The following is a 15,429-nucleotide window of genomic DNA, read 5'->3' as shown; positions in this document are numbered from 1 at the left end:
GAAAAAATATTTAATCATACGCCTTCATGAAATTAACCTTTATTTTAAAAATTCATTTTAATATAAGAATTAATACATATTGATTAAATAAATCGGACCTTAACCATGAGACCACTAGATCTGTCTAAATTAAGACCATTTTATATGGTGGCTCGAGAAGGCAGCATGACAAAAGCTGCCGCAAAACTTAATGTGAGCCAACCTTCTCTCAGTGTTTTAATTGGTGATTTAGAATATAATCTTAAAACACAGCTGTTTGAACGTCTTCCAGCAGGAGTAAGACTTACCGCCCAAGGAGAAAGGTTATATGCTTTTGCCGAAAAAATGCTTGAGCAAACAGATAATTTTGAAAAAAATTTTCACGAAAAAGAGGAAGAAGCAGAAGGAGAAATAAAAATTATTACTACTCCTTTTGTTGGTGCTGAATGGTTAGTCCCTCATTTAACAGATTTTTTGAAAAAACATCCTAAAATAAATATCCGTATACTTTTAAGAAGTGAAAATATTAACTTGCAGGAAGGAGATATAGCCATCCTAACTCCTGTTCCGCAGCAACCTCACCTTATTCAGCAGCATTTATTTACTGTTCAGGTACGATTATTTGCTAGCCTCTCTTATATAAAGAAATATGGTACGCCTCAAACTCCCCAAGATTTAGATAATCACCATCTTATTACCTATAAAGGAAATCATTATTCACCCTATGGTAGTATAAACTGGGTATTAAACCTAGGTAATACAGATAGGAATTTACCTCGGAAATCTTATTTTGAAATAGATTCCCTGCATGGAATGCTGCGCAGTGCCATACAGGGGTTAGGAATTGTTGAACTTCCCAATTATTCAATCATACTAGATAGTGGTCTTATAGAAGTTTTACCGGCAGTAAAGGGTCCTGAAACCCCTATATATTTTATATTCCCTAAAACAAGAAAAAGCTCAAAAAAAATTAATCTATTATTGGAGTATTTATCTAAAAGAGGAAAATAAAAAATTTATAGGTACTTTTTTATTTTACACTATCTACTTAACTACAGAAATACATAAGCTGGGCTGTTGTCTAAAATTTTCTAATTGTATTTTACGCATAACTTTTCTCCTTCTTATTTAATTATCAACCCTTAGTTGAATTTATGGTCTTTTTCAATTATACGCTTATTTAGTATCGCTTTAAGGAGTAAAAGTCAACATTGCCCCCCTACAATTTTGGAAAAATTTTTCTCTTTCCGTATACTTTTAACCCAAAAAATTTATAATTTTTGTAATATCAATTTTTTAAATATATTTACTTGTTTATTAAAACAATAATTTTTAAATATTGGGGGTAATAGGCAAAAAGTATACCCCTTATTATCCATAATAATTTTTTTAAAGCTAAATTTTTTATTCAAAATTTTATTAACTTATTTTTTTTATGCTTTTACCGTTGCATTCCTTCTTCTGCTCTATTTTTGGCGGAAAACCAAGGTTTTTCTGTTTCAGTTATAAAGAAATTTTATACCCCAGATCCCACCTTAGTATTAGTCGTCTTAGAAAAAATTCATTAATTACAGCAAGACACTAATACTTTTTAAAGAAATATGATGACCAAACTAAAGAGGATAAATATGTTAAGCATCTTAAAAAATTACGTTACATCTTGGCAGACGGAAGAGCTGGCTTTTTCCTATGAGCTTAACTGTTCGGTAACGCCAGCGGGTTGATATTAACATTGCATCAGTCACAGACCTCGTTCTCTTTAGCGATAACAATTCAACCTTCTCCGGATTCTTTACGCATCAGCAGTTTTACGCTTGAAGAAGAGTCCTATTTAGGTGATCTCTCTCAACCCTTGTATGATGCGGCGTTGATTGAAATGGTGCTTCAAGGGTTAGATTTAATTGCCTTCTGCGCTCAACGCTTTAACAAGCAAGAGGTTAATTTTATGCTTTCTCCCTACGAAGCCGATCATTTAACAGCGTTGAAAAACCTCTTCCACTCCATCTCTACCCATACCACCATTCATGGAAAACGCCAGCTATTGACGCTAATAATAGGGGATGAGTTCTTTGAAACCATGGAAAGCATGACAGTTCAACTGCACCAAAGATTGTGGGCTCATCAAAAGACAGATTTAGTGGTGAGAAAATATTTACAAAGTGCCGATCGAACAAATGCCCCAGTCTTAAGTTTTCTTTCACTTCATAAGAAAGATACCACTGTACGCCAAGTTGGAAATGTGATTGCTTTTCCGAAAGCGTCTCAGCATAAAACAGCCATTTAAAAGTCCCCTAAATTAACAAAGATTTTATTGCTAAAGGAACCAGGTTTTCTGGGCCTGGAGACCCTTTGTTTACAAAAAATTTAAAAGGTAGTTGTTATACTATGAACTCAAAATTGTCCTCCATAGAAGCCCATATTGGCCAACAAATTAAGAAAAGACGGCTGTCTTTAAACCTTAAGCAGCATGAATTAGCCAAGTTGCTTAAGATTACGCCGCAGCAGTTATCTAAATATGAACGGGGAGCTGATAGACTACCCTCTTACCGCCTCTACCAACTGTGTAAGGTGCTCTCTGTTACACCCAACTTCTTTTTCGACGGCCTAGAGGGTGTATCAATCTGCCTGACCGAGCATGGGAACTGGCTTGTTTATGAAAACTTAAAAGGACAAAAAGTCCAACTTAAACTTTGTGAGCTTTATGGAACGGTTTCGGATGTAAAGATTATATAGAAAAATAAGAGATCATAGGGGGTTACCGCTTGTTATCTCGAGTTCCCGGCTCGTTGATCGGGAAAAGGGAGAAAATGGTAAAATAGTAGCCATACAAAAGAACTTATTCCCCGGACTTGATCCGGGGTCTCGAGATCATAGGGGCCACCGCTTGTCAGCTCGAGTTCCCGGCTCGTTGATCGGGAAAAGGGAGAAAATGGTAAAATAGTAGCCATACAAAAGAACTTATTCCCCGGACTTGATCCGGGGTCTCGAGATCATAGGGGCCACCGCTTGTCAGCTCGAGTTCCCGGCTCTTCGGCCGGGAAAGTAGAAGAGAGAAGCAAGTTCGCGGCGGGGAAAGGAAAGCCTCTTTCCGGGCAAGCGAAGGGTGACCCGGAGAGAGCATATAGTGGCGTTCTCTCTCATTCCGGCCTTGAGCCGGAATCCATGCCTCTCTTTTGGGACGGTATGGCTTTATCACAGCTATACTTTCCTAAGCCTTGCTATCCTCCCGAGGCAGGTATGGTTTCCGGGTCGCGCTACGCTTGCCCGGAAAGAGGGAGAGTGAGCCACTCGCAATCCGCTTACTCGAAAAAAGGGAGGGGTGGCAATACTGCGCCTAGATCCGCTCTGACAACCAAATTGCCGTTTTAGTAATTTTCTTCACAACGGAGGTGATGGCCTGATAGGCTGGCGCTTCCCGCCCCCCTTCCTGCTCTGCATGATCTTTATGTTCCAGCTCTTCATCCCGAAATTTAGCAATTACTGAACTTAGCTCAGGCTCCCTGTGACCCAAGCGATCTAACTGGCTTTGATAATGGTCAGCAATTACTTCTTCCACAGCGATGGTACAAGCGTGCGCGGCTTTTTCACTGATGAAAGCAGTAACAGCGCCCATCATGAAGCCACCCACGTGCCAAAGGGGTTGGAGAATCGTCGGTTGGACACCATGAGTCACGCATAGATCATTAAAAGTTTTAAGATGAACTTGTTCTTGATCCGCCATATGTTGAAGTGTTGGTGTAATAGTCGAGTTTTTTAAGACCGCTAACTGCCCCGCATAAATACGCGTTGCTCCAAATTCGCCGGCTTGATCAACACGGATCATTGCTTCTAGCTCTTTACTCAGTTTTTTAGGCTCTCTCAAACAATTTCTCCATATCGGCTTTGCTTAATTTTATAAACGTTGGCCGACCATGGTTACACTGATTAGATAAGGGAGTTTTTTCCATCTCTCGTAGCAACGCATTCATTTCGTCAAGATTTAATCGGCGTCCAGCTCGGATACTATTTTTACAAGCTTTATCAGCCAGAATTTCATGCAATGCAACTTCAACAGCTGTGGCTGTCTCCCGCTCTAGAATTTCGCTGGCAAGATCGAGCATTAGCTGTTTAATGTCACACTTATTCAAGAGAGAAGGTACTTCACGCACGACAATACCTTGATCACCAAAACTCTCAATTTGAAATCCATATTTGTTGAGGTCAGGCAAAACATCTTGTAAGACTTTAAATTGCATAATTGTCAGCTCAATCACAGTAGGAATCAGCAAAGCCTGCGCCTTAATCATCCCACTGCCAAGATCATGCTTCATCCGTTCATAAACCAATCGTTCATGCGCTGCATGTTGATCCACCAACACCAAGGCATCCGTTGTTTCAGCCACGATATAGGTTTCATGGACTTGTGCCTTTGCATAGCCTAAGGGATGATCGTGATGAGGCTGTTCGGCTTTAGTAAACTCAGCTACCGCTGCAGTTGTTTGAGCAACGATTGATGGTCGGGGTGCCATATAGGAAGATCTTGATTCCCCTAAGGGCGTATAGCTCGATCGTGCTGGCATGCTAAGTTTCGGTTGGGGAGGCACCTGTGATTGCGGCTGTGGTTGAAAATCCCCATAATTCCCCTTGGAGAAAGTTGGCGATCCGAAAGGTGCAGCTGGTGCAAGCGTGCTATCAAAGGCCATCAAAGCTTTGTCACTTAAATGGGTTGAGGTTCGGGAAGCCATCCCCTTTAGAGCTTCACGGATACCAGCAATGATAAAACCGCGCATCAAGTTAGGATCACGGAATCGCACTTCGGCCTTAGCCGGATGAACATTAATATCCACATCTTCCGGCGAACACTCTAAAAACAAAGAAACGCAGGGGTATCGATTGCCAGCCAAAACATCTTGATAGGCAACTTTCAAAGCCGTTGCAAATAACTTATCTTTCACAGGCCGCCCATTGACAAAAAGATACTGGTCAGAAGAATTACTGCGATTATAGGTTGGAATACTGATCCATCCAGTTAAGCGTGAATCTTCCCGCTGGAAGTCAACCGTTAGAGCGTTGGCCCGAAAATCTTTGCCCAAAATTCCATCAAAACGATCTGTTCCGCTGGTAAAATTAATAATGGACCGGTCATCGTGGCGCAGAGTAAACTCTACATCTGCATTAGCCAAAGCCTGCCGATAAATAATATCAGTAATGTGATTTAATTCTGTGGTTGGAGATTTCAAAAATTTGAGGCGCGCTGGCGTCGCATAAAACAAGTCTCGGACTTCAACGCGAGTTCCCTTGGGAGAAGAAGCAGGTTGAGGTGTGCCTTTAGCGCCTCCCTCCACATTAAGCTGCCACGCTTCCCCTTGATCTTTTTTAGTTGTAATGGTCAAACGGCTGACCGATCCGATAGACGGCAAAGCTTCACCGCGAAACCCTAAGGTCCGGATATTAAATAAGTCGCCGTCTGGAATTTTGGAAGTTGCATGACGCTCCACACAGAGCAAGAGATCGTCCCGTACCATCCCAGAACCATTATCTGTGATCGAAATCAAGGTTCGTCCACCATCGCGCACCATAACGTCAACTCGCGTTGCGCCGGCATCGATGGAATTTTCCACCAGTTCTTTGATAGCAGATGCTGGCCGTTCAATAACTTCACCGGCAGCAATTTGGTTAATGAGGGTCTGATCTAAATAACGAACAGCCATTTATAACTCCTTTTGTACCACCTTAAAAGAATCCATGCCTCATTACAAGGTGTACGCACTTCTCAATAATCTTTGACCTTTATACCTATCACTTGAATTTTTCCCTATTTCTATTCTAACCTATATATAATTTTTAAAATCCAGGGAAAATAATAATGACACATATCCCCTTTGAAGTCGACCTTGAAGCTGACAAGAAATATTGCTGGTGCACCTGTGGGTTATCAGCGAAAGAGCCGTTCTGTGATGGTGCCCATAAAACCGCCAATACGGACAAAAGGTCGTTACACTTCTATGTAGAAACCTCTACCAAAGCTTTGCTGTGCGCCTGTAAAAAAACTCAGAACCCTCCTTACTGTGACGGGAGTCATAATAAATAAGGGAAAAGGGGCAACCCCGCCCTCACCTTCACCATATTCCTTCATGATAGTTTCCGCTGAGGCTAAAAAAACTGAATGGTCCATTGGCCAGTGGCATATTCAAGAAATGGTATGCGTCTGTCTCGATTATCTATCTGGATTATTAGAGATTCATTGTAGTTCTCTCTCACTTATTGCTTATAACACCCCATTGACTACAAGATTATTATTTAAATTTATTTGATATTCATAATATTGCACCAAAAATAACAGTTAATTATACAAAAAAATCTTATAGTCAACATTGTAGAAAAATTCAGTAAAATTCTTGTAGCTACTAAAAGAATAGACGTCTAAGTTACCGATGTGTGAATTTTTGAATATAATGCTAAAGGGATCACAACATTATGAATAAATTACAATTATTATCCGCTTTTACTCTTTCAACTATCTTTGTAAGTGCTAGTGATGATCTACTATTTGATGGTTGGGTTAAAGTGGATAGAGAAGAAGCTGCAACAACAGGATTAGAATTAAATCTACAACATTTAATACCGCAACGTTTAATAGAAGAGGCAAGTTTAATTGAGCTCGCTTTTCAGCAAGAATATTTGCCGGTAAGGGAAAAACGCTCACTTTCAGAAGCTTATCAAGAAGACTATTTTATGCAGGAAAAAGTAACCCTGGCAGAACAACTAGAAGCAAGCTTGATACCCCAAATGCATGACAACCCATGGGAGAGAACTGATGGGAATCGTTTGCGCAGTGAATCTCAACAAGCTGATGGGCACTCTCTTAAGGAGGCTCAAATAATATTAGGACAATCCCTGATGTGGTCGCCGCTAGCACTGCAGTCAACATCTGAGGGATCTAAAGTCGAACAGCAAGCTTCCTTAGGGCAATCGGATCAGCAGAGGGAAGATCTAGAACCTCTAGTAGCACAACCTCCGCGTAGCATAGAGCCACAACCACAAGTGGTCCAACAGCCGCCACTGCAATCAACTAAAAAATCACGCCGCATGGTGACACAACAGTCATCATCCCCGGTTGCGCAACAATCGCATGTAGCAGCAAAACAGATACAGTCGCCCCAGATCTCTTCCTCTCAAGGAACTGCAGAACCGACAACTCCCGGGGACACTCTCTCACTGGGCATAGCCCAACAGCCACGACCACAGGTCACTCCGCAATCACCTGCTGGACAGCCTGTTCAAGCACAAGTGACCCAGCAACCTCGAGTAGCGACCCAACAAAGGCGATCTCCAGTTGAGCAGCAACCTCGAGTAGCGACCCAACAAAGGCGATCTCCAGTTGAGCAGCAACCTCGAGTAGCGACCCAACAAAGGCGATCTCCAGTTGAGCAGCAACCTCGAGTAGCACCTCAACAAACGCAGCCGCAAGTGCAAGTGACAGCCCAACAGCCACGACCACAGGTCACTCCACAACCGCATACAGGACAGCAGTCTCAGCAAAGTGATCCTCTCCAAGTACTACGACGGCTACAACAGCTGTTACAGCTACAACAACAGACTCAATCACAGGCCACGTCCCAACCGGGCACAGGACAACCGGCTCAATCACAAGTAACCCAGCAACCTCGAGTAGCGACACCGAAGCCACAGCCACAAACTCAGCAATTCCGAGTAGCAGCGGTCCAACAGCCTCAACCACAGGTCACTCCACAACCGCATACAGGACAGCAGTCTCAGCAAAGTGATCTTCTCCAAGTACTACGACGGCTACAATTACAACTACAGCTCAGAGCCGCCTCAGCTACTTCATTAGACTCGCAGCAGCTGTCATCTGTAAAGGTGCCGCAATAATAAACAACAATAATAGCAGGTAGGCCTAAGAAAAATACTAATTATTCTCAACTTATCAAAGCTTTAATGAAATATTTTCAATCTCTTCCCCCCCCTTAAACTGGCATCATTAAGGGGGCAGTTTTCATGCAACCTTAGCGAAGAATTTATCCTTAAGTTAAATTGATTTTATTTATAATTTTTTTCTAGAGTAGCTAGGCGTTACGAGCCTATCTACTCCTAATTGTCCGAGATTAATGCAGAATCAATTAATAATATAAGAAATTTTGCAGCAACAATTTTCGTCAAGTTTTTAGAATGAGTAGCATTTGGCGTGCAACTTCTTGTTCTGCTATTTTGCGAGATTTTCCAGAGGCAGATACTTGCTTATCGCCTACGGTGAGAGAGACTTCAAATTCAGGGGCATGGGCAGGCCCACTTTGACCAATAATTTCATAGGCAGGAATTCCTAAACCTCGGCTTTGAGTCCATTCTTGTAATAGGCTTTTATGATCCTTAGGCGGCGCCTCAGATTGACTAAGGCGCTTTTGCCATAGGGGAAGAATATGAGTCCTAACAGCGTCAAGCCCTTGGTCTAAATACATAGCTCCTATGAGAGCTTCCATCGCGTCACTCATGACCGCAGAATTACCATTCAACTCGGTTCCAATAACTTTAATATCATCCTGCAGAGCGATTTCACGTGCAACTTCTTGACAAACCTCACGACTAATAAGAACAGCCTGCCGTTTAGCCAAATCACCTTCTTTTTCTGTTGGAAATGCTTTGTAAAGCGTCTCTGCTATCAAAATTCCTAAAACCCGGTCTCCCAGAAACTCTAGGCGTTCAAAATCATTAATTTTACGCCGGCGAAAGCTAGGATGAGTTATTGCTTTTTCAAAAAGCGACGGATCTTTAAAGGTGAACAGAAGTTTCATACAGGGTTATCCCAAAGAGTGCGATCAATAATTTTAAAGCTCTATTTATCATGTAACATTTTTACAACAAATGCAATTTTTACCATTTAAATCTCCGCTTACTTTTTGACTTTCCCTCTATACACTTATACAACTAAAGTTGTTTCATTAAAGGAGAATAAATATGAAAAAAATTTTATCAACAGCAGTAGCTGTTGCAGCTTTGGCTTCAGCAGCTGATGCAAAAGGTTTTAATGGTGCTTATATCGGGATGGACTTTGGTATTTCCAACCTTAACAGCACAGTTAAAGTACGCCCTTATAGTGGTGGAACTGGTGACAATGCGCATGGCAAGTCCACAAACCCTATCTTAGGAGTAAACTTTGGATATGCGAAGGTTTTCTCAAACTGTTTCTCTCTAGGCGGTGAAGTTATTGCTGACTTTACATTTAACAACAAGAAAACTTTGTCCAGAATTGATATTCGCGAAGTTAAGTCCAAGCGCGATACTTTTGGCTGGGGACTTCTTGCAAAATTTGGTATGCAAATTAATCCAAAATCTCTAGTATTTGTTGGATTCGGTGTTAAATCACAAAGTGTAAAATATATTTACACTGAGAAAGATGCGACCCCATTCACATTTAGTGCAAAACACAACAAAGTTAGACCAGCTTACCAGGTTGGATTTAAAACCTTATTGCCAAATGATGCAGTTGCATTGAACATGAGCTATACATTGGTTCAAGGAGCCAAAAAGACGAAGGGTAAGCTTACTAGCCCGAATTTTGTATTCAACCCAGGTTATGCGGTTATCAAAAATAATGATCACCAAGTTAAGCTTGGGATTTCATACCACTTCTAGAAAAAGGGAGGGATTTTCCCTCCTTTTATATCCTCCCTTTTACTTTAATTTTTTTTTATATTCTTATCTAATTTATTTCTTAAAGCTTAGGCGCTTATTATAAAAAACAAGGGAGGTATAATAGTTTTTTCTTCTCTATTCAGAAGTAACTTTTCCACAGAGCGCTAGTTGTCAATACTGATACAGAAGAAATCAGGGTCTTTATTGCAAATTTTATACCAATCAATCTCTTTCCTAGGCAGTTGCCAGCGCGCGCGTGAAAAATGATGTTGACCTGCTCAGTATCCTTTACGTTTTTCAGTATAAATCTGTTCTTCTATTAATAATAGTCGATTCTCCCCCCTTCTCTTCTTTAACTCTTCACTTCATTCTCTGAGTCTTATTTTTTTGAAAATAAACCAGAGATAGTTACGACTGATCAAACTGCGATAATGATTTTTCCTTCCGTCTTCAAAATTGCAATGTTATTTCAGTATTTAATAAGGGTCTTATGCTTACTTCCTTTATAAGGGGCTAATCCTTTTCTCTTTTTAAGGCAAAACAAGAATTTGATGATATATTTTAGAAATATTTTAAGGAAGGACAGAATCTAAAGCTTTTAGTAAATAAGCTTCTTAGCGCTCAAGATGCTTGTTATAAAATAAAGATGTATGTGAATAAATTAAACTTTTTTTGAAGGCTGTTATTATAATTTTTTAATGGCAAATAGTTACTATCACAAAGGTAAAATCTATTGGTAGCTTAATTACTGCTTATAAAGAAAATAGCTTTTTAGCAGATTACCACTATATTGTTAGTGGTAATCTAAAAAGAACAAACGCAAAATTACATACGAACAAGTTTAGTACCGTTCCAGCGATGGGTAACACCATTCATTATTACAACTTCTCCAACCCTGTATTGAGGCTGCTGCTGTACAGCAGCAAGTTGTGGTACTGCGCGCTGTTGTGTTGCGGGTGGCTGCAGTGGGTGGACAACGGGAGCCTGTGCTTGCAGTGGTTGGGCTACATCCGGAGCATCATGATAAAACGCTGCATTAATCTCTGCATTTATATCCCCCATAAAATTGTTAAGCCTATCATCAACATTTAATCCCTCTAAAAGATCATAGTATTGTTGAAAATGACGATCAATTGCTGCTTGAGCATTTCTTATGTTGTCATCATTTCTAGCAAAAACCCGAGTAGCCGCATTTCGCCACTGTTGACGAATATTATCTAATAAGCCGCTCAAAGCTGCTACATTTACATTAGAATACAATACCATCCCTGTAATTGCTTGGAAAAGCGGATGACCCTCATCTAATCCGGCAATATAGTCTGTTACGATTTCATTGCATCGGGTAGAAAATCCATGAACATCGATCAGCACCTCGCCACCATTTCCATTAAAGATATTACCATCAATATTTATACCGCCAATGTAACCTTGTAGACACAGAAGAATCCTTTGCGATTGGCCCACCTTGCATACAGTATGATTATCATCTTCTATGATTTCTGCTAAACCTTTTTTAAGTAAAATTAATTTCATCTTTATTTGGTCATTGGCAGCATTTTCAGCATTTGTCAGATGGGGGTGTGTTGCTCAATAGCAGTCCATACCAGTGCTAGAACCTCATCCATTCGTCTCTGAACGCCATTAATCCGCTCTGGGAAAAAATATCCATTGTCGCGAATTGCATTAAACCCTTTAATTGCATCATCAATATAATTTCTTGTAGCAACAAAATTTCTTGTAAAACGATCAAGCGTATTTACCTGCCGCACCATCTGGGCACTATTATATTGAAGCGGGCTATTCCTTAATGTATTTAACCAGGTATTAATTTGCTGCATAGCTGTATCACTGGGTAAAGGGTGTTCAACCACGTCAAACAATTGTTCAGCAGACTGACGACACATATCACGTCGTTCTCTACGCATCACATTTTCTCCGTCATCCCTCCATATCTCCCCGTCTCTTCCGCCGATATCATTTAAGGGTTGAATTTCCATTGCTAATGCTGGGGACCACGCCAAGCAAACACCTAATAATAAATGTTTGAGATTTTTTTGGGTTATCATAGAATTTAATCCTTTTAATAAAAAACTTTACATTAAAAACCAAAAACTAATAGGGTATAAATAATTTTAAATTATAAATCTTAAGTTTGCTTCCTATCCGAGTTTTTAGTAAAATAAAAATGATTTTTTAATATATCAAGATTTTTCAAGAAATTTTGGCCAAGAAATTTTATTTTATTATTTTTTTAAAAATTTAAATCAGTCCTTAAAGAAAAGCTTAGGCCTCTTATGTAAGTCTCTTAATATCTAAAATTTTACGTTTAATTAATTTATTTTTTTCATGCCCTAAAACTTTTAGTAGGTTACCTCTCTTTATCCGGGGTAACCTACTGTATATAAGGCTATAAATTACATGCGGACTAGCTTAGTACCGTTCCAGCGATGGCGGACACCATCCACCCTTACAACTTCTCCTACACTATACTGAGGCTGCTGCTGAGCTGCAAGTTGTTGAGCCGCGCGTTGTTGAGCTGCAAGTTGCTGGGCCGCGTGTTGCTGTTGCTGCTGAGCTGCAAGTTGCTGAGCTGCAAGTTGTTGAGCCGCGTGTTGTTGCGCTGCAAGTTGGAGTAGTCCCTGTAGTTGTGTTGCGGGTGGCTGTATTGGATGGACAACAGGAACCTGTGCTTGCGGTGGTTGGGCTGCCTGCGGAGCATCATGATAAAACGCTGCATTAATTCCTGCATTTATATCACCCATAAAATTGCCAAGCGTATTATCAATATTTAGTCCCCTTAAAAGATTATAATATTGTTGAAAATGACGATCAATTGCTGCTTGAGCACTTCTTATGTTGTCATCATTTCTAGCAAAAACACGCGTAGCCATATCGCGCCAGCGTTGGCGAATATTATCTAAAAAGCCTCTCAAAGCTGCTGCATTTACATTGGGATACAATACCATGCCTGTAATTGCTTGGGAAAGCGGATGAGCATCATCTAGTCCAGCAATATATTCTCCTACGACTTCATTGCATCGGGTAGAAAATCCATGAACATCGAGCTGCACCTCGCCACCATTTCCATTAAGGATATAATTACCATCAATATTTATACCATCAATGGAACCTTGTAGAGGAAGAAGAATTCTTTGCGATTGGCCCACACCGCATACTGTATGATTATCATCTTCTACGATTTCTGCTAAACCTTTTTTAAGTAAAGTTAAGCGCATGTTTATTTGATCATTGGCAGCATTTTCAGAATTTGTCATTTGTGGATATTGCTGGATAGCAGTCCATACCAATGTTAAAACGTCATCCATGCGCACATTATGGTTATTAATCTGCTCTGCGAAATAATACCCATGGGTCCGAATTGCATTAAAACCTTTGATTGCATCATCAATATAATTTCTTGTAGGAACAAAAATTCCTGTAAAACGATCAGGCGTATTTACCTGCCGCATCATCTGGGCACTATTATATTGAAGCGGGTTATTCTTTAATGTATTTAACCAGGTATTAATTTGCTGCATAGCTGTATCACGGGGTAAAGGATGTTCCACCACGGCAAACAATTGTTCAGCAGACTGACGACACATATCACGTCGTTCTCTACGCATCACATTTTCTCCGTCATCCCTCCATATCTCCCCGTCTCTTCCGCCGACATCATTTAAGGGTTGAACTTCCATTGCTAATGCTGTGGATGCTGATAAGCAAACACCTAATAGTAAATGTTTGAAATTCTTTTGGGTTATCATAGAATCTAATCCTTTTAACTGAATAACTTTATATTAAAAACTTAAAGCTGATAGTATATTAATAATTTTAAATTATAAAATTAAATTTTTTCCTATCAGCATCTTTACGGATATAAGAATGACTTTTTAATATATCAAGACTTTTTACGGGGCTTTTGTTAAGAAATTTTATTTTATTATTTTTAAAAAGTTTAAATTAGTTCCTAGAAGCTTAAAACTATAAGTCTGAAGGAACAATTTAAGCCCTACCATACTAACCTAGTTATATTTAATATTACATTTTTTTATTTTATTACGATATAAAACTTTTAGCAGGTTACCACTACTATCAGTGGTAACCTTTAAGCACATTTATTTTAACTATAGACGAACGAGCTTAGTACCGTTCCAACGATGGCGGACACCATTAATTCTTACTACTTCCCCTACAGTATATTCAGCTTCTTCAGCATTAACTGCTTGAAGATTTACTCCTTGAAGCTGCTGTGCTAACTGCGGATTTTCTTGTAAAATTTGATTAACTAAGCCTTGCACTACATCTGGATCTTCTGCGTCCAGGTTCCGCAAGTTTACTCCTCGCAGCATCTGAGCTATGTGGGCGGGCATTTCGCCTACAGCTTCTGGTTCATCCTGACGTCCGATCTCTTCATCGCCACCTAGTGGGGCAAAAAGTCTTCCAAAAACTTCTTCTCCTTCCTCTTCTTCATCAGAAGACGAGTCCTCTTCTTCTGCGTGGCGTAGTGCTTGCTCTTCTTGCTGTAATGCTTGATCTACCCCTATAGCCGCTTGCACACCGCGTGGATTCAATTCCTCTTGTGGAGCGCGTTCTATAAATAGTGGTGGCATAGCGCCTCCTTGAACATCATCGTTCTCTGGCTCAGCTGCATGTACTGCTCCAACTGAAAGAGCAACAGCAGAAAGTAATTGTAATTTATTCATCACGTTATGATTCCTTAAGGTTATATTTTAGTTTCACAGAGCTAATCTAACGCTCTCTCACTGGCTTAACAAGGGGAATTTTGAATTTTTTTCTACCATATTGAATAAAAAATATTTTTATGACATTATATTATTTTAATTAATTTTTATATGATTTAAATGCTTTATACTTATCTGATAATTATTTGAATAATGAGAAAAATATCTATAAAGCGTATTAAGATACTATTCAGTGAAAAAACAAAAATCCTCAGAGTAATGGCGCCCAATTATTTCTATGGCGTTTGGGTAGTTATTTTGTATCAAACAAACATTGATGTATTTCCCTCGCTTAACAGTAAGAGGGCAATCAAATTGAGGAAGAAACAACTCATTTTCTATACTTTAGGTAATCTTCTCCTTCTTCTAACGGTGATGAATTTGAATATTGCGCAATTTTGTTGGTGATTTCGATGGCTTTTGCTATCATGAGCTTCATCACATCAGGTAAGTTTATGACGAAGGATATTATTTTTGATGAGAACCATCCTTAAAACATCCATCTCAATTGCATTAGTCGCCCTCATTGGGGCGGGAATTTATTATGGGAAAGGATTATTGAATTATTCTTCTTCTGTTATTCCTGTACCCCATGCCCAAATAGCTTTTGTGAACTTAAGCCGAGTTAACACCGAAGCTCAAGCCGTCAAACAATTTAAAGAATTAATTGAACGGCAATACAAAAATTTTCATGAAGAAATTTTAGGGCAAGAAAAAAGGCTGCAAGCTGAATATGAAAAAATTCACTATCTTGAAAAAAATAACCCTGAAGGCGCTAAAGATTTAAAATCTAAAAAGGACGAGCTTGACCGCCAAGTCAGTGAACTGGATAAAATTCTAAGAAGTCGCAAAGAAAGCCTGAATAAAAACTTTGGCCATATTCAAGAGGAAATTGAGCATACAATCCGGGAAATTGTTAATAATGTCGCTAAACGACGCGGGTTAAATCTTGTATTCAATGCCACCATTTTAGATGCTTCTGTTGTATTGTATGGTGGCTCAGAACTTGATATTACTGATGAAGTTTTGCGGGAATTAAACCATAAACTGCCAACTGTTCACTTGCCATCATAAA

Annotated in this window: 14 protein-coding genes; 7 read left to right on the top strand and 7 right to left on the bottom strand. The window is 39.6% G+C overall.

Annotation, left to right across the window (positions count from 1 at the left end; genetic code table 11):
- Nucleotides 1–105: 105 nt before the first annotated feature.
- The 3 genes from ID47_RS02140 to ID47_RS11575 all read left to right on the top strand — a co-directional run bounded on the left by ID47_RS02140 (nt 106) and on the right by ID47_RS11575 (nt 2,712).
- Nucleotides 106–990 (top strand): LysR family transcriptional regulator, encoded by an 885-nt coding sequence (locus ID47_RS02140; RefSeq protein WP_075261545.1) that lies wholly within the window; start codon nt 106–108, stop codon nt 988–990.
- A gap of 721 nt (nt 991–1,711) precedes the next feature.
- Nucleotides 1,712–2,263 carry a hypothetical protein gene (locus ID47_RS02135; protein ID WP_156956612.1) on the top strand — a complete coding sequence of 184 codons (552 nt, stop codon included), beginning with the start codon at nt 1,712–1,714 and terminating at the stop codon, nt 2,261–2,263.
- Between the two features lie 101 nt (nt 2,264–2,364).
- Nucleotides 2,365–2,712 carry a helix-turn-helix domain-containing protein gene (locus tag ID47_RS11575; RefSeq protein ID WP_051908439.1) on the top strand — a complete coding sequence of 116 codons (348 nt, stop codon included), beginning with the start codon at nt 2,365–2,367 and terminating at the stop codon, nt 2,710–2,712.
- A gap of 601 nt (nt 2,713–3,313) precedes the next feature.
- On the opposite strand, the gene ID47_RS02125 is transcribed toward ID47_RS11575, so the two are convergent.
- Both ID47_RS02125 and mutL read right to left on the bottom strand, forming a co-directional pair.
- On the bottom strand, nt 3,314–3,841 hold the full coding sequence (locus tag ID47_RS02125; RefSeq protein ID WP_038463354.1) for a demethoxyubiquinone hydroxylase family protein: 528 nt from the start codon (nt 3,839–3,841) through the stop codon (nt 3,314–3,316).
- Nucleotides 3,828–5,669, bottom strand: a complete 1,842-nt coding sequence (gene mutL, locus ID47_RS02120) for a DNA mismatch repair endonuclease MutL (protein ID WP_038463352.1) — start codon at nt 5,667–5,669, stop codon at nt 3,828–3,830. Before mutL ends, ID47_RS02125 begins: the two co-directional genes overlap by 14 nt.
- A 155-nt stretch (nt 5,670–5,824) precedes the next feature.
- Between mutL and ID47_RS12255 the strand changes: the two genes are divergently transcribed.
- Nucleotides 5,825–6,049 (top strand): CDGSH iron-sulfur domain-containing protein, encoded by a 225-nt coding sequence (locus tag ID47_RS12255; RefSeq protein WP_075261544.1) that lies wholly within the window; start codon nt 5,825–5,827, stop codon nt 6,047–6,049.
- Nucleotides 6,050–6,435: 386 nt separating this feature from the next.
- On the top strand, nt 6,436–7,851 hold the full coding sequence (locus ID47_RS02110) for a hypothetical protein (RefSeq protein ID WP_038463348.1): 1,416 nt from the start codon (nt 6,436–6,438) through the stop codon (nt 7,849–7,851).
- A 284-nt stretch (nt 7,852–8,135) separates the two neighbouring features.
- Here ID47_RS02110 and rnc read toward each other — a convergent pair whose 3' ends face one another.
- Complete coding sequence (gene rnc, locus ID47_RS02105; protein WP_038463346.1) at nt 8,136–8,768, bottom strand: ribonuclease III; 633 nt, start codon at nt 8,766–8,768, stop codon at nt 8,136–8,138.
- 163 nt (nt 8,769–8,931) lie between these two features.
- On the opposite strand from rnc, the gene ID47_RS02100 reads away from it, so the two are divergent.
- A complete protein-coding gene (locus tag ID47_RS02100) occupies nt 8,932–9,609 on the top strand; it encodes an outer membrane protein (RefSeq protein WP_038463345.1) in 678 nt (225 codons plus the stop codon).
- A gap of 825 nt (nt 9,610–10,434) precedes the next feature.
- Here the strand turns inward: ID47_RS02100 and ID47_RS02095 are convergent.
- The 4 genes from ID47_RS02095 to ID47_RS02080 form a co-directional block, all read right to left on the bottom strand.
- On the bottom strand, nt 10,435–11,142 hold the full coding sequence (locus ID47_RS02095) for a hypothetical protein (protein ID WP_038463343.1): 708 nt from the start codon (nt 11,140–11,142) through the stop codon (nt 10,435–10,437).
- Between the two features lie 35 nt (nt 11,143–11,177).
- A complete protein-coding gene (locus ID47_RS02090; protein ID WP_038463341.1) occupies nt 11,178–11,675 on the bottom strand; it encodes a hypothetical protein in 498 nt (165 codons plus the stop codon).
- A gap of 348 nt (nt 11,676–12,023) precedes the next feature.
- Nucleotides 12,024–13,376, bottom strand: a complete 1,353-nt coding sequence (locus ID47_RS13130) for a hypothetical protein (protein ID WP_038463339.1) — start codon at nt 13,374–13,376, stop codon at nt 12,024–12,026.
- A gap of 360 nt (nt 13,377–13,736) precedes the next feature.
- Nucleotides 13,737–14,222, bottom strand: coding sequence for a hypothetical protein (locus tag ID47_RS02080; RefSeq protein ID WP_156956611.1), 486 nt, complete (start codon nt 14,220–14,222; stop codon nt 13,737–13,739).
- A 609-nt stretch (nt 14,223–14,831) separates the two neighbouring features.
- Here ID47_RS02080 and ID47_RS02070 point away from each other — a divergent pair.
- Nucleotides 14,832–15,428 carry an OmpH/Skp family outer membrane protein gene (locus ID47_RS02070; RefSeq protein ID WP_038463332.1) on the top strand — a complete coding sequence of 199 codons (597 nt, stop codon included), beginning with the start codon at nt 14,832–14,834 and terminating at the stop codon, nt 15,426–15,428.
- Nucleotide 15,429: the final 1 nt, after the last annotated feature.

Origin of the sequence: Candidatus Paracaedibacter acanthamoebae (assembly GCF_000742835.1) — a bacterium.
Classification (GTDB): domain Bacteria; phylum Pseudomonadota; class Alphaproteobacteria; order Paracaedibacterales; family Paracaedibacteraceae; genus Paracaedibacter; species Paracaedibacter acanthamoebae.
This window is presented reverse-complemented; position numbering and strand designations above follow the sequence as displayed.

Excerpts from the sequence above, each read along its gene's own strand:
- ID47_RS02140 (WP_075261545.1), top strand. The coding sequence starts at position 106 with ATGAGACCACTAGATCTGTCTAAATTAAGACCATTTTATATGGTGGCT.
- ID47_RS11575 (WP_051908439.1), top strand. The coding sequence starts at position 2,365 with ATGAACTCAAAATTGTCCTCCATAGAAGCCCATATTGGCCAACAAATT.
- mutL (WP_038463352.1), bottom strand. The coding sequence starts at position 5,669 with ATGGCTGTTCGTTATTTAGATCAGACCCTCATTAACCAAATTGCTGCC.
- ID47_RS12255 (WP_075261544.1), top strand. The coding sequence starts at position 5,825 with ATGACACATATCCCCTTTGAAGTCGACCTTGAAGCTGACAAGAAATAT.
- ID47_RS02110 (WP_038463348.1), top strand. The coding sequence starts at position 6,436 with ATGAATAAATTACAATTATTATCCGCTTTTACTCTTTCAACTATCTTT.
- rnc (WP_038463346.1), bottom strand. The coding sequence starts at position 8,768 with ATGAAACTTCTGTTCACCTTTAAAGATCCGTCGCTTTTTGAAAAAGCA.
- ID47_RS02100 (WP_038463345.1), top strand. The coding sequence starts at position 8,932 with ATGAAAAAAATTTTATCAACAGCAGTAGCTGTTGCAGCTTTGGCTTCA.
- ID47_RS02095 (WP_038463343.1), bottom strand. The coding sequence starts at position 11,142 with ATGAAATTAATTTTACTTAAAAAAGGTTTAGCAGAAATCATAGAAGAT.
- ID47_RS02090 (WP_038463341.1), bottom strand. The coding sequence starts at position 11,675 with ATGATAACCCAAAAAAATCTCAAACATTTATTATTAGGTGTTTGCTTG.
- ID47_RS13130 (WP_038463339.1), bottom strand. The coding sequence starts at position 13,376 with ATGATAACCCAAAAGAATTTCAAACATTTACTATTAGGTGTTTGCTTA.
- ID47_RS02080 (WP_156956611.1), bottom strand. The coding sequence starts at position 14,222 with ATGCCACCACTATTTATAGAACGCGCTCCACAAGAGGAATTGAATCCA.
- ID47_RS02070 (WP_038463332.1), top strand. The coding sequence starts at position 14,832 with ATGAGAACCATCCTTAAAACATCCATCTCAATTGCATTAGTCGCCCTC.